The sequence below is a fragment of the Nocardia africana NBRC 100379 genome (assembly GCF_001612635.1).
In the GTDB taxonomy this organism is placed as follows: domain Bacteria; phylum Actinomycetota; class Actinomycetes; order Mycobacteriales; family Mycobacteriaceae; genus Nocardia; species Nocardia africana.
Window position 1 is genome coordinate 343,409 of the sequence record NZ_BDAV01000012.1, and the last position, 18,343, is coordinate 361,751.

The window sequence follows — 18,343 nt, forward strand, 5'->3', positions numbered from 1 at the left end:
GCGACCGTCTGTGAGGCTCACCACATCGATGCCGCCGCGCTCGGTGGTTCCCCGCTCGGCCTGTCACTCTGAACCTGATTGCGCGCGGCAGGGCGCTCGGCGGATTACCCGTCCCGCCCGCGCGTGGGGGCACCACCGCCCGGACCACGATGCAACGACCGTTTCGCCCGGCGGCGACAACGATTGGGACCCAGAGGATGTGAATCCGTTGACCGATCCCCACGTCTTCGAACAGTCCGCCACCGAAAGTTCGGCATCCGGCCCCACGACCGCCCAAGCCGCCGCCTCCCGGTCATCGGTGTCCGGCTCCCGCACGACCGAACCGCGAGCGAGGCGGTCCCCGGCCGCCATGCTGACCTGGCTCGGTGGCGCCGAAGCCGGCCGCGGCGACCGGCACGAGGGATCGACGTACGCCGTCACCGGCGGGGTGGTGCTGCTGTTCGCGGTGCTGTCCGGAATCGTCGTCGCGGCGGCCGGTGTGGCGGCGCACTGGCCCGCCGCGGTCGTGGTGATCGTCGCGCTGCCGGCGACACTGCTGGTCGGCGCGATCTCGCGAGCGCTGGCCACCGCGCCACTGTCCGCTCAGGCGGGTCGCGGCCGGGCCGATCGGATCGGGCGGATCGCGGTCGCCGCAATCACCGGCGTCCTGGTCGCCGAGCTGGCGAGCACGGTGATCCTCGCCGGATCCGTCGATCGTACGCTCGACGATCGGTCCCGCCGCGACGCCGACTCCGCCGCGTCCGTGGTCACCGCACGCACGGAACTCGACCGCGCCGCCGCCGAACGCGCCGCGCTCACGCAGACCATCGCCCGGGCGCAGGCCGATATGGATCAGGCTCTGGTCGTCGCCCGGTGCGAGTACAACCCGACGCCGCAGTGCCCCCAGACCAAGATCACCGGGGTGCCCGGCCGTGGTCCGGAATCGCAAACCGCCAACGCGATGCTCGACGATGCCCGCGGGCGGCTCAACACCGCCGAGGCGCGCGTCCAGCCTTTGGATGCGGAGATCGCGACCCGTCAGAGCGCCCTGGAGCAGGCCCGCACCGCCGCCTACCACACCGGAGATCGTGGTCTGGGCGCGCGCTGGCTGGCCATGAACGACTACACCACCGGACATCCGGGCGCGCTGCTGTTGCGCCTGCTCACCATCGCGATCGGGGTTCTGCTCGCCCTGCTGCCTCTGGTGCTGCGGTCCTGGCGTGGCGAGTCGTCGTTCGACCGCGCCGTGGCCGCGCACGCCGAGGCCGACCGCGCCGCGCGGGCAGCGGACACCGCGGTCGCGATTCAACGCGCCGAACACCGGGTGGCCACCGCACAACTGGCGTTGCATGCCGACACCGCGATCGACCGCGAACGCCAGCGCAAGCGGGTGATCGCGGCCATCGGCAACCTGGAAATCGGCATCACCGAACCGCAGCGCCGGGCCGTCGCCGAATTCGAAGCGCTGGCCGCCCTTCCGCCGGGTGCGCAGACCGCATCCGCGACCTCCCCGACCGCGGGCGCCTTGCCCGCCGCCGAATCCCCGGCCCGAACCGACCCGTCACAGGAGGCGACCGTGACCGCACGGAATCTGCCCGCACAGCTGCCCTCGGCCGGCCTGGCGCCGCATGCGCCGGCCGCGGTGCCCGCCGCGCGCGAGGACGCGAAAAAAGGTGGCGGGCTGGAACTTCCGGTGATCGGTACGGTGCCGTTCACCGATACCGCCGCGCGCTGGATCCGCCCGCTGGTCCCCGGCTTCGTCACCACCGCACTCGACCGGACCATCGACACCGCGGCCGCCCCGCTGCGGACCGTCCGTCAGGTCTTCGAGGAGGCGGAGGAGATCACCTTCACCCTCAAACGCACCCGCAAGGTGACGGTGAACTCCGAGGATTCGCACGATCCGGCGGCGGGTTACGCACATCCGGGCCACGCGCTGCCGGATCCGCCCTACCTCCAGGTCCCCGGTTCGTACCCGTACGACGCCTACCAGCACGACCCGCGCTATGCCGCCTACCGGCACGACCCGCGCTATGCGCGCTACGCGGCGCTCCCGCACCGGAATCCCGCCGCCCACCCCGATCTGCCGGACGCCGAGCGATACGGCGAACTCCCTGCAGGCGACACGACCGAACTCGGCTACCGCGCCCCGCGCGAACTGCCGCCGGGCACCGGCGGCGAATGACCGGAGCCGGCGACCGGACGTGGGATATTCGGCCGGACCGGTCTGATCTGCCGGTCGCGTCACCGGCCGGGTGGCCGATCGGATAACCGTCATACGTCCGGGTACCTGGATAGACTCGGCCCGTGTTTCCAGTCGTGACCGATCGGGAAGGGCGATCGTCCGCCCACCGCGTGGCGCCGCCGCGCGGTGCCGACGACCGCGACCCCGGCGATGGAGACGACGCCGAACGAATCCCGGTGCGACCGCTGTCGTGGCGGGAGTTGGCCGATCTGCCCTTCGCGGTGTTGCAGCATCGCATCCGGCCGATCGCCGGGTTGGCGGGTGCGGGTCTCGTCGCGGCCCTGGGCATCGTCGCCGCGGTCACCGCACTGGTGTCGCTCGCGACCGACGGCTCGAGCGCCGGAACCGCCTGGGCGGCAATTCTTTCCACAGTCTGCTGTGCATGGGTGCTGCGGCTGTGGATAGTCGGCGTGACCGTGCCGATCGGACTGGCCGTCGTCCACGACCAGCCGATCACCGCGCGCACCGCCGCCGAGCGCCTGCTCCCGGTGTCGGGCCGGCTATTGCTGAACCAGGTGGTCTCCACGTCGATCGGCATCGGCATCCTTGTGCTCGGTACGCCGCTGATCGTCACGCTGATCCCGGCGGTGATCTGGCTGGCCCGGATACGCGGTACGCGATGGCTGATCGTGCCGGTCCTGTTCGCCGAATCGATCCCGTACGCGGCCGCGGTCCGGCGAGCGAAACTGCTCGCCACCGGACGTGTGATGCCGCTGGCCGGACTGTGGCTCTATCTGCGCGGCGTACTGCTCGTGCTGGCGGTGCCGGTCGCGGGACTGCTGGGCTTTGTCTCCGATATCTCCGGAACCCACCGCTGGGCGGTCGTCACCCTGCTGTCCGGTGCGGCACTGCTGATTTCGGCGTTCGCCGCGGCCGTGGACGCGGCGACCGCCGTCGTGGTTCATCTCGACCGGCGTTGCGGCCGGGAGGGGTGGGATATCCGGATACCCACCGGGCGGGCGGCACGGTGACCGACGACGCACGGGCGGATCGGCCCTCGGCGCCACCACCCCCGACGCTCGGGGCGGCCGCCCAGCACCGGGCCGCGGCCGAATCCGCCGCCGGGCACCACGACTTCGATGCCGCACTGCGCGAACGGTTCCGCGCCGTCGTACGCGGTCTCGAGCAGGGCGGCGTCCTCGAGATCCAACGTTCGCGCACGGCCCGCGAAACCGCATCGGCCGCAGGACATGCCCTTCCGGATGCGTCGGCCGAATTCGACTCCGCCGCACACAGTTTCGACGAGATCGTCTACGGCGGCCGCACCGCCACCCCGGACGAATATCAGCGCCTCACCGCGGCCGACCACTATTCGCTGGCGCCGCCGCCACCTCCGGACCCGGTCGAACAGCAGCGCTCGGAACGCCGGCGCGGTGACCGCCGCCGGTTGCCGCCGCTGCCACAATTGTTGCGCGACAAGCGTTTCTGGGCGTTCGTGCTGGTCGCGCTCGTCATCGCGCTGGTCGTCTATCTGCTGTTCCGGTTGGCCGCCGCACCGACGGCACCGCCGCACCCGACGCAGCCGCACTCACCACCGCCGCCCGAACATCCGCATGTCCGCCCACCCGATGTGGGCGAGGGCAGCGATTCGATCTTCCAGCGCCTACCGCCCTGGCTGGCCTACGGCGGGCTGCAGGCGCTGATCTTCGCCGCGGTCGTGGTCTGGTGGCGCGGCCGCCGCCGGGGTGCCGTGGTCGGCGAGCCGCGCCCGGTGCAGGTGGCGGCCGGTGAGCTGCTGGCGGGACAGGCCGCGCTCTACCGCAGGAGCAAGGACCGCGACCATGTCGCCGCGACATTGCGCGCGGCCACGCTGCGGCGCATCCGGCGTCGCGTGAATGTGCCCGCCGACGCCGCGCCGGAGCAGGTGAGCGCGGTGATCGGAGCCCGGACAGGCATCGACCCCGGCCGCGTCGCCGCGACCTTCTACGGCCCTGTCGCCGACGACCCGGCATTGGAACACGTGGCGGCACAACTGGACTGGATCGAATCGGAAATAGGATGACGGAGACCGGATGACAACGGCGCAGACCAACCACGCCCCCACGGCCGACCAGGCGCTCCGGGCGCTCGGCGAGGTGCGTGCCGAGATCGGCAAGGCGGTCGTCGGCAACGACCACGCCGTGCTGTACCTCGTACTCGCGCTGCTGTGCCGCGGCCACGTGCTGTTGGAAGGTGTTCCGGGCGTGGCGAAGACGCTGCTGGTGCGCGCCCTGGCCGCGGCGCTGGAACTCGACCACACCCGGGTGCAGTTCACTCCGGATCTGATGCCCGGCGATGTGACCGGCTCCCAGATCTACGATCCGCATTCGGCCGAATTCACCTTCCGCCGAGGGCCGGTCTTCACCAACCTGCTGCTCGCCGACGAGATCAACCGCACGCCGCCGAAAACTCAATCGGCACTGCTGGAATCGATGGAGGAGCGGCAGGTGTCGGTGGCCGGCGTCCCGCAGCCGCTGCCCGATCCGTTCGTGGTGATCGCGACCCAGAATCCGATCGAACAGGAAGGCACCTACCCGCTGCCGGAGGCGCAGCTGGACCGGTTCCTGTTCAAGGTGGACATCCGGTTGCCCGGCCGGGACGACGAATTCCGGATCCTGCAGCGCCACGCCGCCGGCTTCGACCCGCGTGACCTGGATGCGGCGGGCGTGCGGGCGGTCGCCGGAGCGGCGCATATCGCGGCGGCACGTTCCGCCGTCGCGCAGGTGACGGTCAATCCGGAAGTGCTGGCCTACATCGTCGATCTGTGCCGCGCCACCCGTACCTCACCGGCGGTCCAGCACGGCGCTTCGCCGCGCGGTGCGACCGCGGTGCTGGCCTCGGCACGGGCCCTGGCGTGGCTCAACGGCCGCGCCTTCGTCACCCCCGATGATGTGAAAACCGTTGCGGTGACGGCACTGCGGCATCGTCTGCAGCTGCGTCCCGAGGCCGAACTGGACGGCGTGACCGGTGAAGGCGTGATGTCCTCGGTGTTGGCCACGGTCCCGGTTCCGGTGTAGCGCGATGATCGTCACGGGTCGGCTCGCGGTCTGCGCGGCGGTGGCAGCGGTGGTCGTCGGTGTCGCGCTGCCGTCCTGGGCCGGCGTCGTCGTGCTGACGGGTGTGCTGGCCGTCCTCGTCGCGATCGACGTGATCTCCTGTCGCGCCGACGATCTCGAGTTGTCCCGGGTGCCACTCACCACCGTCCGGGTCGGCCACACCGCCACCGTCGAGCTGACCGTCCTGAACCGCGGCGCCCGCGCGGTGCGGGCGCAGCTGTGGGACGACTGGCCACCCAGTGCGCAGGCGCCGGCCGAGACCCACCGGTTGCGTCTGCCGCCGAACACCACCACCCGGCTGGCCACCACCGTCCGCCCGGCTCGCCGCGGCGATCGGAGCGCGGGGCCGGTCACGGTTCGCTTGGTCGGACCGCTCGGCCTGGCGGGGCGGCAGTTCCGTCGCACCGTGCCCGCGACGGTTCGTGCGCTGCCGCCGTTTCGGACCGAACGGATCCTTGCTGCCAAGGTGAAGCGACTGCACCATCTCGACGGCCGATCGGTCGCCACTCTGCGCGGTCCGGGCTCGGAATTCGATTCCTTCCGCGAGTACGTGGCCGGTGACGACGTGCGTTCCATCGACTGGCGAGCCACGGCCCGCGCGAGCGATGTCCTCGTTCGCACCTGGCGGCCGGAACGCAATCGCCACGTGCTGATGTTGCTGGATACCGGCCGGATCAGCGCCGCCCGGCTCGGTGAGCAGACGCGGCTGGACACCGCCATCGAGGCCGCGTTGCTGCTGGGCGGACTGGCGGCCGCGGCCGGGGACACGGTCGATCTCCTGGCCTTCGATCGCGAGATTCGCGCCGAGGTGCGGGGCGCACGCGGAAAAGCCGTGCAGCCCAAGCTGATGCACGCCCTCTCGGGCGTCGTGCCCGCGCTGCTGGATGCCGACACCCCGGCGATGGTCCGCACCGCGGTTCGCCACACCCGCCGCCGCAGCCTGGTGGTCTGGTTCACCAGTCTGGACGGGGCGATGGTCGAAGAGAATCTGCTGCCGGTACTCCCGGTGCTGAGCAGCCGGCATCGCGTGCTGCTGGTATCGGTCACCGATCCGGAGATCGCGGCGACCGCGACCCGGCGCGACACCGCTGCCGAGGTCTATGCCGCCGCGGCCGCCGAACATCTGCTCACCGAACGCGCGATCGTGCGAGAAACTCTGCAGCGCCAGGGCATCGACGTGGTGGCCGCGGCGCCGGAGCGGGTGCCGGAGGCGCTGGCCGACGAGTACCTGGAACTGAAACGGTCCGGAGCACTCTGAGCGTTCACGTTCCCGGCCGGACCACCGATGGGTACGGCTGAGCGGGCGGCGCCCACTGCTGGGGCATCGCCCAGAAGGGCAGACGCGGCGGCGGCAGAATCCGGCGTTGCCGCTCTCCGATGACCGCACCGAGAATCTGCAGCGGCGGATAGCCGGCCGGTGGCGCCACTCGCAATCGGTCGCAGACCGCGACCACGAGCGCCGCACCGAGTTCTACCTGCACCTGCGGGGTGAGGTGCGGAAAGCGGGTCAGATACCGCCGCACGGGCAGCGCGAGATCCTCGGTGAGACCGGACAGATCCAGCCGGCCCACCCAGTCGACCAGCCACGGCGGTGCGACGGCCAAGGCGGGCAGGGGAATTCGCGCCCGATCCGACACCACGACGGTGCCGGCCAGGATGTCACCGACACGCCGCGCGCGCGGCGAACAGAGCGAGGTGACCACCGCGACCAGACCGAACCCGCCGAGATTCCAGAAATCGACGAGGGCGCCGGCGAGACCGCGGGTCAGCGCGTGCCGGAAATCGACGGGCCCACCGTCACTGCGCACCACGCGCAGGCCCAGCGCCAGTTTTCCCACGGTCCGCCCGCGCATCAGCGTTTCGCTCACGACGGGATAGCCGACGATGACGGTCACCATCGTGACCAGCACGGCCACATCGACCCACGCGCCGTCGGGTTCGACTCGGAACAACACGGCGACGACGGCCGACAACAACAGCAGGGCGAGCACGAGCTGCAGCACGAGATCGATCGCGAAGGCCGCGGCCCGGGTCGGGATGCGCGCGATCGGCAACTGCAGGGAGACGGCCTCCCCGGTGGTGAAATCGGCCATGGTCGCTCCAGTATCCCGAATCGGGCGCGTGCGAACTAGCCTTCGGAGGCAGGGGCAGGTCGGGCCGAGCACAGGAGGAGCCGATGGACGTCGATGCCTACTCGTTCGCGCAGCGGCGGCATTGGGATCGGCTCGACCGGCTGACCGCGCAGCGGCGACTCACCGGCGCCGAGGTCGACGAGTTCGTGGCCCTGTATCGCCGCACCTCGCAGCAGCTCGCACGGCTGCAATCGCATTCGCCCGATCCGGAATTGATCAACGGCCTCAGCGCTGTCCTCGCGCGAGCCCGGGGACGGCTGCTGGGCGCGCGCACCGATACCTGGTCGCAGATCGGCTATTTCTTCACTCATCGGTTTCCCGCCGCGGTGTATCGGGCGTGGCCGTGGTGGGCCTCGGTGGCGGCGGCGTTTCTGGCCGTCTCGGCCGGTATCGGCGCCTGGGTGTCCGGTTCGGGTTCGGCACGAAGGACTTTGGGGCTGCCGTCGGATGCGGAATCGCTGACCGCTCCCGGCGGCCGCTTCGAGTCCTATTACTCCGAACATCCGCACGACGCCTTCGCCGCGCAGGTGTGGACCAACAACGCCTGGGTGTCGGCCATCGCGTTGTTCACCGGCATCCTGATTCTCCCGGCGGCCTATCTGCTGTTCATGAACGCACTGAACGTCGGAGTGTCCGCGGGACTGATGGCGGATGCCGGGCGGCTCGACTCGTTCTTCGGATTCCTGCTGCCGCACGGCATGCTCGAGCTCACAGCCGTTTTCGTCGCCGGTGGTGCGGGTCTCAAACTGGGGTGGACACTGATCGACCCGGGACGGTCGTCGCGTGCCGAGGCGCTGGCCCGGCAGGGGCGGGCGACGGCGACGATCGCACTCGGACTGGTGGCGGTCCTGCTGGTTTCCGGTCTGATCGAGGGCTTCGTCACACCCGCAGACTGGCCGGCGCCGGTGCGAATCGGTATCGGGCTGGTTGCCGAGCTCGGATTTCTGACCTACGTCTTCGGTCCGGGACGCCGTGCGGTGCAGGAAAGAGCGGCGTTGCGGTCCGCTACGGATGCGAGCGAGCGCATACCGAGCTAACGCCGGGCGGGTTCTGCTGAGGCTGAGAAAATCCCTTGCGAGAGGGCAGGGATTCGAAGGATCATCGGAGTGCCGATTTGAGATCCACTGGCCGCAGCGAGTCCAGCTCAGCTGCGGCCAGCGTTACCGTCGACTCTACACAATCGTTATCCCCACGCAACCTCCTGCACACTCCGTCTGCCCGGCCGTAACCGAGCCGAAACCCGCAGTCCGGCAGCATCTCCGGAGACCATGCGCAAATTCCTGGCGGGTGGTCGGAAATAGCGGCCGGAGCCATACCGCAACGCTCGAGTAGCCGGGATTTTTCTGCTAATTCGACCGTTACTCGCGGTGCCGGACACTCGGACCGCAATCATTCCCCGGCGCGTCGCCTGTTGCTCACCCGCCGGTCATCACTGCAGGTCAGGGCATCAACCGACCGAACGTCAGGCCCCTATACCCAGCTCGCTCAGCCTGCAAACAAACTTCAAGTTTGTTACCGCCGGAGATTCCAAGTCTGCCGTCAGGTAATTCTCAGATGGTTGAGTATGCGCTTCCATCGAATTGTGCAGTTATTTCGACAGCGAACTCGGACGGCAAATTCTCACGGGTGATATCCGAAGCGAATAACGACCGGTCACGCGCCGAAAGTGCGGCGAAGATCACACTGCCACGCGCGTCCTCGTCCGAACCTGCGGGAATCCGACCGGCCGGGCCGCAATACTGAGACCCATGACCGCCGAACAGCAACCCACCCCGGTCGTCACGCAGGCCGCGGAACGGTTCGACATCAGCGTGGACGATCGGCTCGCCGGATTCACCGAATATCTCGACCACGGCGGGCAGCGGATCTTCTACCACACCGAGATCGACTCCGACTTCGCCGGACGCGGCCTGGCCGGCGCCCTGGTCTCGCAGGCGTTGGACCGTACCCGCGAGGCCGGTCTGCGGATCGTGCCCATCTGCCCGTTCGTGGCCGGCTACATCCAGAAGCACGACGAATTCGCCGATATCACCGACGCGGTCACGCAGGATGCCGTCGACTACGTGCGCACGCAGCGGGGCCGGTGACCGAACACCGCGTCAGCGTGCTCGGTCGGCGACCGGGGCATTCCACGCCTCGGACAGACTGCGACTCGACACCTCGGCGATCTCACGCAATCGCCCGAGGGGAGTTCCCAAGCGGCTCAATTGAATGAGGCCCTGCGCGGTCATCACCACCGTGGCGCTGTAGGCGGCCAGGGTCGGCGCATCGAGTTCGGCGCCGGATTCCTCGGCGGCGCGGCGTAGCCGCTCGGCGACACTGCGTTCCATGTCGGCGGTGGTCCGATTCCCGATGCTGATCACCTCGGGCAGCCGGGAGCCGAGCTGGGCGATGCTGTTGAGCATCAGGCAACCGCGCCGATCGGGCTGCGAGACGCAGTCGTCGATGATCGCCTCGAACAGTGCGCGCACGGCCGCCTGCGCCGAACCGGGCGCCGAGGTCACCACCTCCCGGACCAGGCGGGCGCGGCCCTCGCAGTAGCGTTCGAAGGCGGCGAGGAACAGTCCGCGCTTGCTGCGGTAGGCGGCATAGATGCTGCCGTTGCCGATGCCAGTCGCCCGCGAGACGTCCTCGACCGACGTCTGCTCGAAACCCTGCGACCAGAACAGTTCGGTGGCGGCGTCGAGCAACGCCGATTCGTCGAACTGTCGTGGCCTCCCCATGGCGCCCACCGTATCAATCACCCTGCGACACCGGCCACAAAGCTTGTTCTGGAGGCGTCACTCCAGAATGATGGCGGGATGGGCCTCGAACTCGCGCAGTTACCGCGTCGGCGGGTAGGAATTCTGGTCTTCGACGGCGTCAAGATGCTCGACTTCACCGGTCCCGCGGAAGTTTTCGTCGAGGCCAACCAGGCCTGCCCCGGATACGAGGTCGTGCTGGTGTCGGCGGACGGCGGCAGTGTGCAGACCTCGATCGGCGCCCGGATCGAATGTGCTGTCGCGGCAGCCGACGCGGGCGCCTTCGACACCGTCGTGATTCCCGGCAGTGAGCTGCCGCCCTCGACATTCGTGACGCCCGAACTCCTTGCGGCGGCGCGGCGGCTGTCGTGGAACACCCGGCGCCTCGCTTCGGTGTGCAGCGGGGCGTTCGTACTCGCCGAACTGGGCATGTTCGACGGCCGCCGGGCCACCACGCACTGGAAGTTCGCCGCACATCTGGCACGGCGCTATCCCGCGATCGACGTGGCCGCCGACGACATCTACGTGCGCGACGGGAACCTTTACAGCTCGGCCGGAGTGACCGCCGGGGTCGACCTGGCACTGGCGATGGTCGAGGAGGATTTCGGCCCCGACATCGCGCGGCGGATCGCACAGCTCATGGTGGTGTACATGCAGCGCGCGGGCGGGCAGTCGCAGTTCTCGGCCTCACTGTCCGGGCCGGCGCCGCGCAGCCCGCTGGTGCGCAAGGTCGTCGACCTCGTCTGCGCGAATCCGGCCTTCCCCCATACCGTTCGGACGCTGGCGGCGCACGCCAACGTCAGTCCGCGGCATCTGACCAGACTCTTCCGCGCCGAATTGGAGCGCTCCCCCGCCGAGTACGTCGCCTTCATCCGCTTCGGGTTCGCCCGCGACATGCTGCATGCCGGTTGCGGAGTGACCGAGGCGGCGATGGCGGCGGGCTACGGGAGTAGTGAGGCGATGCGCCGCGCGTTCGTCGCCCGGCTCGGGATATCGCCCAGTAAATATCAGCGCCGGTTCCGCTCGACCGGTTCCGGCGAGCCGCCGCTGGTGGCCGCCGTGTCTTGATCCGGTGTTTTCGCGTCCCGTAGCTAGGGCGGCGCTGCCCTCCCACCAGCGGAAACTGATCGGGCACCCGTGAGGCCGACGTCCTGCGCGACGAGGGCGAGGCCTTCGCCGCCGAACTCCGCGACGCCGGCGTCCCCGTCGCCCAGGCGGTTTCGGTACTTCGGGCGGCGCTGTACCCGGCCCGACGCACAAAAAGAAAGAGCCGCAGATCGGATTCGATCTGCGGCTTTTCCTCTGTGGGCGAAGGGGGACTTGAACCCCCACGTCCCGAAGGACACTGGCACCTGAAGCCAGCGCGTCTGCCATTCCGCCACTCGCCCGAGCGACTGGAAGACAGTATCACGCGTCCGCTTCCCACACGAAATCGCCTGCTCACGAGGGTTGCGGACGAGTATTTTCGGGTAATGGGAACCGTGGGTGGACGGTCGCGAGTTACAGGGGTGGAGGATCGTGGATATCATGCAGTGACCGTGTCCGTTCGACGACACGCCCTATCGGCATGTCGTGTCGCGGGATCGTGACGCCCGGACGACACAGACCGATCAGCTGACGTACACATACAGCGTAGGCAACGAGGGCGGGCATCGAAGGGAGGCCGGTATGGGCATCGTCTCGCGTTTCGAGCGACGCCTGCAGGGCGCCGTCGGTGACGCCTTCGCCAGGGTGTTCGGCGGCAGCGTCGTTCCCCAGGAGGTGGAAGCGGCGCTGCAGCGCGAGGCCTCGGATCGCCTGACCGAACTCGACGGCGGGCATCTGCTCGCCCCGAATGTCTACGTCATCACGGTCAACCCCACGGACCTGCAGGAACTCGACGCAGACCACGAGTTGACCACCCGCGCGTTCGCCAAGCATTTACAGGACTACATCCGCGATCAGGGGTGGCAGACCTACGGTGAAGTGCACGTCGAATTCGAGACATCCCCTACGCTGCACACCGGACAGTTCAGGACGCACGGCCGGGTCGACCCGGATGCGGGCCGCCGGAACCCCCCGGCCCCGCGCCGGCCGCCCGATCGACCTGGACGACCCCCACAACGACCCGCACACCCGCAACCAGGAGCTGGCCCCATGACGCAGAACTCAGGCTACGACCCCAGCCGAGAGCCCGCGGAGTCCGATCCACGCAACCGCGGGTACGCACCCCCGCCGGGGGGCCGCCCCGCGCCGCAATATCAGGACGACTACGGCCGCGGTGGCCAGTACCCCGGTGCCGGTGAGTACGCCGCGCCGGAATCGCAGCCTGCCTACGGTGACTACCAGAACGGCTACGACTACCAGCAGGGCGGCGCGGGCTACCAGCAGGGCGGCGCGGCCTACGGTCAGCCGGGCTACGACCAGAGCAGCTACGACCCGAGCAGTTACGACCAGGGTTACGGCCAGCAGGCCTATGCCGACCAGGGGTACGGCCAGCAGCAGGCGTACGAACAGGGCGGTTACGAGCAGAGCGGCTACGACCAGGGTTACGGCCAGCAGGGCTACGCCGACCAGGGGTACGGGCAACAGCAGGGCTATCCGGAGCAGAACTACGGCCAGCAGCCGGGCTACGGCCAGGCGCCCGGATACGACCAGGGCTACCAGGCGCAGGGCGGCTACGGTCAGCAGGGTTACGCCGACCCCGGCTACGCCGATCAGGGCTACGCCGACCAGGGCGGTTACGGCGCCGAGGATCAGGCCTACGGACAGCAGCCGGCCTACGGGCAGCAGGGCGGCTACGCCGCGGCCCCGCAGCCCGCGCGCGGCGGGTCCGGTTATTCCGCCACCCTGCACCTCGACGACGGCAGCGGCCGCACGTACCAGCTACGCGAGGGCAGCAACATCATCGGGCGCGGCCAGGACGCCCATTTCCGGCTTCCCGACACCGGGGTGTCCCGCCGCCACATCGAGGTGCGCTGGGACGGCCAGGTCGCCATGCTCTCGGATCTCGGTTCCACCAACGGGACGCTGGTCAACGGGTCTCCCGTCCAGGATTGGCAGCTCGCCGACGGAGATGTGATCCGGGCCGGGCATTCCGAGATCCTGATCCGAATCGTCTGATCCCGTAAGCTCGCCGGTGCAGGTCACGATGGGGCGCGGAAACCGCTCGCCCGTATCGTGATCGCAACCGGTCATCGGCCCTATTATGCTGCCAACATTCGCTCGGCAGCCGGGCCGTGCTGACCAGCACGCCGGTTGGGGGACGAAACGCCACTACGGGACCGGTCGAACAGGAGGTGGAGCGCCGTGCAGGGACTGATCCTGCAGTTGACCCGTGCGGGGTTCCTCTTGTTGTTGTGGCTGTTCGTGTGGGCGGTGCTTCGCACCTTGCGCAGCGACATCTACGCGGCATCAGGCATTCGGATCCAGCCCCGACCCACCCGAGGTTCGGTGGTGCTGCCATCCTTCAGCCGTGGCCAGAAGGGCGCCAAGTATCTAGTGGTGACTCAGGGTTCACTCGCCGGCACTCGGATCACGCTCGGCACCCAACCGGTGCTCATCGGGCGTGCAGACGACTCCACGCTGGTACTGACCGACGACTACGCCTCGACCCGGCATGCACGGTTATCGCCGCGCGGCGAGGACTGGTACGTCGAAGACTTAGGATCGACCAACGGGACCTACCTCGATCGAGCGAAGGTCACCACCCCCGTCCGAGTTCCGCTCGGCACCCCTGTCCGTGTCGGTAAGACTGTGATCGAGCTGCGATCGTGACTCAAGTTCTCCGCTACGCAGCGCGTAGCGACCGTGGTCTCGTCCGGGCAAACAACGAGGACTCCGTCTACGCCGGTGCACGCCTGCTGGCGCTCGCCGACGGCATGGGCGGCCACGCCGCCGGTGAGGTGGCCTCGCAATTGATGATCGCCGCGCTCGCTCATCTCGACGACGACGAGCCCGGCGACGATCTGCTCGGCAAACTCGACCGGGCGATTCGCGAAGGCAATGCCGCGATCGCCGACCAGGTCGAGGAGGAACCCGAACTCGACGGTATGGGCACCACGCTCACCACCATCCTGTTCGCGGGCAAGAAGCTCGGCCTCGCCCATATCGGCGACTCCCGGGCCTACCTGCTCCGCAACGGTGAGCTCACCCAGATCACCCGCGACGACACCTTCGTCCAGTCGCTGGTCGACGAGGGCCGGATCACCCCGGAGCAGGCCCACACCCATCCGCAGCGGTCACTGATCATGCGGGCACTCACCGGAAACGAGATCGAGCCGACGCTCATCGTCCGGGAAGCCCGCGCCGGTGACCGCTATCTGCTGTGTTCGGACGGTCTCTCCGACGTGGTGAGCGACGAGACGATCGCCAACACCCTGCGCGAGGGCAGTACCGACGAGGCGGCCGACCGGCTCATCGAACTGGCGCTGCGCAGCGGCGGCCCCGACAATGTGACCGTCGTCGTCGCCGATGTGATCGATCTCGACTACGGCCAGAGCCACCCCATCGTCGCGGGTGCGGCCTCCGGTGAGGACGAGGACACACCGCCGCCCAACACCGCCGCCGGGCGCGCGGCCGCCATGCGTCCCCCGCGGGCCGCGCCGCGCCGGGCCGCGGTCGCGGCGGAACCGCCCGAGCCGCGTAAGAGTCACAAGGGCCGCTGGATCGCGCTGGCCGTCGCCCTGGTCGTGGCCGTCGTGGTCGGACTCGTGGTGGGCTACAAGATGATTCGCAGCAATTACTACGTGGGCGCCGACAACGGCAACGTGGTGATCATGCGCGGCCTGCCCGGCTCGGTCCTCGGCTATTCGATCCAGGATGTGGACCAGCTGGTCTGCGTCGACTCGCACAACAAGGTCACCCTCATGCGCCCAGGCGCCGGCTTCCCCAGCGGGTGTAAGCAGCTGGCGGTGGCCGATCTGCAGCAGACCGGGCGCGACAAGGTCAACAACGGTTTGCTGCCGCCGGGCGGATTCGACTCCACGCGCGGGCAACTGGAGAAGCTGGCCGCCACCGACCTGCTGCCCGTCTGCGCCAAGCCGGCGCCGCCGGTCGCCCCGCCGCCGCCCGCCGAGGGCAGTACCGCCGTCCCGGGCAGCCCGGCTCCCGCCACGCCCGGACCCTCCCCTGCGCCCACCACCCCGGGTGCGCCCGCGCCGAACCCGACCAATGCCCCCGCCCATTCCGAGCAGCCGGCACCCACCACCGCGGCGCCGGCCCCTCAGACTCCGGGGGAGAACTGCAGGAAGGCGGACTGATGTCCGCACCGGCACCGCCGTCCGCTGGAGCGTTCCCCAGTCCACCGGGCGGGTTCGCTCCCGCGCCGCCACCCTCGACCCGCCGCAACGTCGAACTGTTGCTGCTGGGTTTCGCGGTGGTCATCACCACGGTTGCGCTGGTGCTGGTGGAGGCCAGTCAGGATCAGGAAATCACCTGGGATCTGGCCAAATTGGGTTTCGCCTATCTGGCGTTGTTCGGTGTCGCCCATCTGGCGGTGCGGCGGTTCGCCCCGTTCGCCGATCCGCTGCTGTTGCCGATCGCGGCGCTGCTCAACGGACTCGGGCTGGTGTTGATCCATCGCCTGGATCTCGCCGACGAGCAGACCGCGATCCACAATTCGTGGCCGATCCCCTCCCCCGACGCCAATCAACAGGTGCTGTGGACAGCGCTGGGGATCACCCTGTTCATCGCGGTGCTGGTGCTGCTGCGCGACTACCGCACCCTGGCCCGCTACGGCTATACGCTCGGTCTGCTCGGCCTGGTGGCGTTGATGATCCCGGCACTGCTGCCCGGGAGGTTCTCCGAAACCAACGGCGCCAAGATCTGGATCCGGCTACCCGGTTTCAGTGTGCAGCCGGGTGAATTCGCGAAAATCCTGCTGATCATCTTCTTCGCCTCGGTGCTGGTCGCCAAGCGCGACCTGTTCACCGCGGCCGGGCGCCACGTCCTGGGGATGGAGTTACCGCGACCGCGCGATCTCGGCCCGATCCTGCTGGTGTGGGCGACCTGCCTGGTCGTGTTGTTCTTCGAGAAGGACCTCGGCACCTCGCTGTTGATCTTCGCGACGGTGCTGGCGATGCTCTACATCGCGACCGAACGGGTGGGCTGGCTGATCGTCGGTGCCGGACTGCTGGCGCTCGGGTTCTTCCTCGCCTACAACGCCTTCGGCCACGTGCGGGTGCGGGTGTCGACGTGGTTGCACCCGTTCGACGACTACAACAACACCGGTTACCAGATCTCGCAATCGCTGTTCGGGCTCGCGACCGGCGGACTGGCCGGAACCGGACTCGGCAGCGGACGGCCCTCGCAGGTGCCGTTCGCCAAGACCGACTTCATCATCGCCACCATCGGTGAGGAGCTGGGCCTGATCGGGCTCACCGTGGTGCTGATGCTGTTCGCCGTCTTCGTGGTGCGCGGCCTGCGCACAGCCCTGGCGGTCCGCGACAGTTTCGGCAAGCTGCTCGCCGCCGGATTGGCGTTCACCATCGCCATTCAGGTATTCGTGGTGGTGGGTGGCGTCACCAAACTGATCCCCCTGACCGGACTCACCACCCCCTTCGTGTCCTACGGCGGCTCGTCGCTGCTCGCGAACTACGCCCTGCTGGCGTTGCTGGTCAAGATCTCCGACGCCGCTCGTGCGCCGGCACCGGCTCGCCGCCGCGAAGCCGCGCCGATCGCCGAAGCGCAGACCGAGATGATCCGCGCCGAGACGCCCCGACCCGAGAAGGGAGAGCCGGCATGAACACCCCGCTCCGCCGGGTCGCGATGGCCGTCATGGTGATGATCGTCGCGCTGCTGGTGAACGCGACCTACGTCCAGGTGATCAAGGCCGACAGCCTGCGCAACGATCCGCGCAACTCCCGGGTGCTGCTCGACGAGTACAGCCGCCAGCGCGGTCAGATCTCGGCCGGCGGCACCGTGCTCGCCAGTTCGGTGGCCACCGACGACCGCTACAAGTATCTGCGCACCTATCCCACCGATCCCTCCGCATACGCCCCGGTGACCGGCTTCTATTCGATGCAGTACGGCAGCACCGGTTTGGAGCGTTCCGAGGATTCCGTGCTCAACGGGTCCGACAGCGCGCTGTTCGGCCGCCGCCTGGTCGATATGATCTCCGGCCGCGATCCACGCGGCGGCAATGTGGTGACCACCATCAACCCGATGATGCAGAAGGTCGCCTACGACCAGCTCACCAGCAAGGGTTACACCGGTTCGGTGGTGGCCATCGAACCGAGCACCGGCCGCATCCTGACCATGGTGTCGACACCGAGCTACGACCCCAACCAGCTGTCCACGCACGACGGCGCGCGTGCCACCCAGGCTTGGGAATCGCTGAGCGCGGACCCGAGTCAGCCGATGTTGAATCGTGCGGTGTCGCAGACGTATCCGCCCGGTTCGACGTTCAAGGTCGTCGTCGCCGCGGCCGCGCTGTCGATGGGGATCAAGCCGGAGGACGCGTTCACCGCGGCACCGAACATCACCCTGCCCGGGACGAACACCACGCTGGAGAACTACAACGGCTCGACGTGTGGCGGCGGCGCGACCGCGACCATGCACGACGCGTTCCGGCTCTCGTGCAACACCGCCTTCGCCGAGATCGGCATGAAGGTGGGTGCGGCCAAACTCAAGGACGAGGCCACGGCATTCGGCATCGGCCCGCATTCGGGCATTCCGATTCCGGTGGCCGACAGCACGGTCGGGCCGATCCCGGACAACGCGGCGCTCGCGCAGACCAGCATCGGACAACGAGACGTGGCTCTCACCCCGCTCGACGATGCGGTGATCGCGGCTACCGTGGCCAATGGCGGTGTGCGGATGGAACCGCATCTGATCGACCGGACCCAGGGACCCGACCTGCGCGATCTGTCCACCACCAAACCGGTGTCGGTCGGGCAGGCGATCAGCGCCCCGGTGGCCAGCCAGCTGACCGGGTTGATGATCGATTCGGAGAAGGCCACGGCCGGGGGCACCCAGCCGCGTCCCTACCAGATCGCTTCCAAGACGGGCACCGCCGAACACGGCAGCGACCCGCGCAACACCCCGCCGCACGCCTGGTACATCGCGTTCGCGCCGGCGCAGAACCCGAAGATCGCGATCGCGGTCATCGTGGAGAACGGCGGCGACCGCGCGCTGGCAGCGACCGGTGGCTCGGTGGCGGCGCCGGTGGCACGGGCGGTGCTGGATGCCGGATTGCAGGGGGGCTGAAGACGATGAGTAAGCGAGGACCAG

The 18,343-nt window shown here is 68.9% G+C and carries 15 protein-coding genes and 1 tRNA gene; 13 read left to right on the forward strand and 3 right to left on the reverse strand.

What is annotated here, in order from left to right; genetic code table 11:
- Nucleotides 1-208: 208 nt before the first annotated feature.
- The 5 genes from NA3_RS22820 (at nt 209) to NA3_RS22840 (ending at nt 6,517) form a co-directional block, all read left to right on the forward strand.
- Nucleotides 209-2,164, forward strand: a complete 1,956-nt coding sequence (locus NA3_RS22820) for a DUF4407 domain-containing protein (RefSeq protein WP_227995422.1) — start codon at nt 209-211, stop codon at nt 2,162-2,164.
- Between the two features lie 122 nt (nt 2,165-2,286).
- Nucleotides 2,287-3,195 (forward strand): hypothetical protein, encoded by a 909-nt coding sequence (locus NA3_RS38760; protein WP_128145020.1) that lies wholly within the window; start codon nt 2,287-2,289, stop codon nt 3,193-3,195.
- Nucleotides 3,156-4,226 carry a DUF4129 domain-containing protein gene (locus tag NA3_RS22830; RefSeq protein WP_233427319.1) on the forward strand — a complete coding sequence of 357 codons (1,071 nt, stop codon included), beginning with the start codon at nt 3,156-3,158 and terminating at the stop codon, nt 4,224-4,226. Before NA3_RS38760 ends, NA3_RS22830 begins: the two co-directional genes overlap by 40 nt.
- A gap of 10 nt (nt 4,227-4,236) precedes the next feature.
- The gene (locus NA3_RS22835) at nt 4,237-5,220 is read left to right on the forward strand and encodes an AAA family ATPase (RefSeq protein WP_062965656.1); all 984 of its coding nucleotides are present in this window, start codon (nt 4,237-4,239) and stop codon (nt 5,218-5,220) included.
- Between the two features lie 4 nt (nt 5,221-5,224).
- A complete protein-coding gene (locus NA3_RS22840; protein ID WP_062965657.1) occupies nt 5,225-6,517 on the forward strand; it encodes a DUF58 domain-containing protein in 1,293 nt (430 codons plus the stop codon).
- Nucleotides 6,518-6,521: 4 nt separating this feature from the next.
- Here NA3_RS22840 and NA3_RS22845 read toward each other — a convergent pair whose 3' ends face one another.
- On the reverse strand, nt 6,522-7,352 hold the full coding sequence (locus tag NA3_RS22845) for an RDD family protein (protein WP_063917678.1): 831 nt from the start codon (nt 7,350-7,352) through the stop codon (nt 6,522-6,524).
- Nucleotides 7,353-7,435: 83 nt separating this feature from the next.
- On the opposite strand from NA3_RS22845, the gene NA3_RS22850 reads away from it, so the two are divergent.
- Both NA3_RS22850 and NA3_RS22855 read left to right on the forward strand, forming a co-directional pair.
- Nucleotides 7,436-8,428, forward strand: coding sequence for a stage II sporulation protein M (locus NA3_RS22850; RefSeq protein WP_062965658.1), 993 nt, complete (start codon nt 7,436-7,438; stop codon nt 8,426-8,428).
- A gap of 711 nt (nt 8,429-9,139) precedes the next feature.
- The gene (locus NA3_RS22855) at nt 9,140-9,478 is read left to right on the forward strand and encodes a GNAT family N-acetyltransferase (RefSeq protein ID WP_062965659.1); all 339 of its coding nucleotides are present in this window, start codon (nt 9,140-9,142) and stop codon (nt 9,476-9,478) included.
- Between the two features lie 12 nt (nt 9,479-9,490).
- On the opposite strand, the gene NA3_RS22860 is transcribed toward NA3_RS22855, so the two are convergent.
- Complete coding sequence (locus NA3_RS22860; protein ID WP_062965660.1) at nt 9,491-10,114, reverse strand: TetR/AcrR family transcriptional regulator; 624 nt, start codon at nt 10,112-10,114, stop codon at nt 9,491-9,493.
- Nucleotides 10,115-10,192: 78 nt separating this feature from the next.
- On the opposite strand from NA3_RS22860, the gene NA3_RS22865 reads away from it, so the two are divergent.
- Nucleotides 10,193-11,200 carry a GlxA family transcriptional regulator gene (locus NA3_RS22865; RefSeq protein WP_062965661.1) on the forward strand — a complete coding sequence of 336 codons (1,008 nt, stop codon included), beginning with the start codon at nt 10,193-10,195 and terminating at the stop codon, nt 11,198-11,200.
- 237 nt (nt 11,201-11,437) lie between these two features.
- On the opposite strand, the gene NA3_RS22870 is transcribed toward NA3_RS22865, so the two are convergent.
- Nucleotides 11,438-11,520: transfer RNA gene (locus NA3_RS22870), tRNA-Leu, on the reverse strand.
- A 280-nt stretch (nt 11,521-11,800) separates the two neighbouring features.
- Between NA3_RS22870 and NA3_RS22875 the strand changes: the two genes are divergently transcribed.
- From NA3_RS22875 to NA3_RS22895, 5 genes are all read left to right on the forward strand, one after another.
- Nucleotides 11,801-13,234, forward strand: a complete 1,434-nt coding sequence (locus NA3_RS22875; RefSeq protein ID WP_062965662.1) for an FHA domain-containing protein — start codon at nt 11,801-11,803, stop codon at nt 13,232-13,234.
- Between the two features lie 186 nt (nt 13,235-13,420).
- Nucleotides 13,421-13,888 (forward strand): FHA domain-containing protein FhaB/FipA, encoded by a 468-nt coding sequence (locus NA3_RS22880; protein WP_030516711.1) that lies wholly within the window; start codon nt 13,421-13,423, stop codon nt 13,886-13,888.
- Complete coding sequence (locus tag NA3_RS22885; RefSeq protein WP_062965663.1) at nt 13,885-15,372, forward strand: PP2C family protein-serine/threonine phosphatase; 1,488 nt, start codon at nt 13,885-13,887, stop codon at nt 15,370-15,372. The genes NA3_RS22880 and NA3_RS22885 overlap by 4 nt, the downstream gene beginning before the upstream one ends.
- Entirely contained in the window at nt 15,372-16,856 is a 1,485-nt protein-coding gene (locus NA3_RS22890) for an FtsW/RodA/SpoVE family cell cycle protein (protein ID WP_062965664.1), read from the forward strand. The genes NA3_RS22885 and NA3_RS22890 overlap by 1 nt, the downstream gene beginning before the upstream one ends.
- Nucleotides 16,853-18,319 carry a peptidoglycan D,D-transpeptidase FtsI family protein gene (locus NA3_RS22895; protein ID WP_062965665.1) on the forward strand — a complete coding sequence of 489 codons (1,467 nt, stop codon included), beginning with the start codon at nt 16,853-16,855 and terminating at the stop codon, nt 18,317-18,319. The genes NA3_RS22890 and NA3_RS22895 overlap by 4 nt, the downstream gene beginning before the upstream one ends.
- Nucleotides 18,320-18,343 lie beyond the last annotated feature (24 nt).

Excerpts from the sequence above, each read along its gene's own strand:
- NA3_RS22845 (WP_063917678.1), bottom strand. The coding sequence starts at position 7,352 with ATGGCCGATTTCACCACCGGGGAGGCCGTCTCCCTGCAGTTGCCGATC.
- NA3_RS22860 (WP_062965660.1), bottom strand. The coding sequence starts at position 10,114 with ATGGGGAGGCCACGACAGTTCGACGAATCGGCGTTGCTCGACGCCGCC.
- NA3_RS22855 (WP_062965659.1), top strand. The coding sequence starts at position 9,140 with ATGACCGCCGAACAGCAACCCACCCCGGTCGTCACGCAGGCCGCGGAA.
- NA3_RS22895 (WP_062965665.1), top strand. The coding sequence starts at position 16,853 with ATGAACACCCCGCTCCGCCGGGTCGCGATGGCCGTCATGGTGATGATC.
- NA3_RS22890 (WP_062965664.1), top strand. The coding sequence starts at position 15,372 with ATGTCCGCACCGGCACCGCCGTCCGCTGGAGCGTTCCCCAGTCCACCG.
- NA3_RS22865 (WP_062965661.1), top strand. The coding sequence starts at position 10,193 with ATGGGCCTCGAACTCGCGCAGTTACCGCGTCGGCGGGTAGGAATTCTG.
- NA3_RS22835 (WP_062965656.1), top strand. The coding sequence starts at position 4,237 with ATGACAACGGCGCAGACCAACCACGCCCCCACGGCCGACCAGGCGCTC.
- NA3_RS22875 (WP_062965662.1), top strand. The coding sequence starts at position 11,801 with ATGGGCATCGTCTCGCGTTTCGAGCGACGCCTGCAGGGCGCCGTCGGT.
- NA3_RS22850 (WP_062965658.1), top strand. The coding sequence starts at position 7,436 with ATGGACGTCGATGCCTACTCGTTCGCGCAGCGGCGGCATTGGGATCGG.
- NA3_RS22840 (WP_062965657.1), top strand. The coding sequence starts at position 5,225 with ATGATCGTCACGGGTCGGCTCGCGGTCTGCGCGGCGGTGGCAGCGGTG.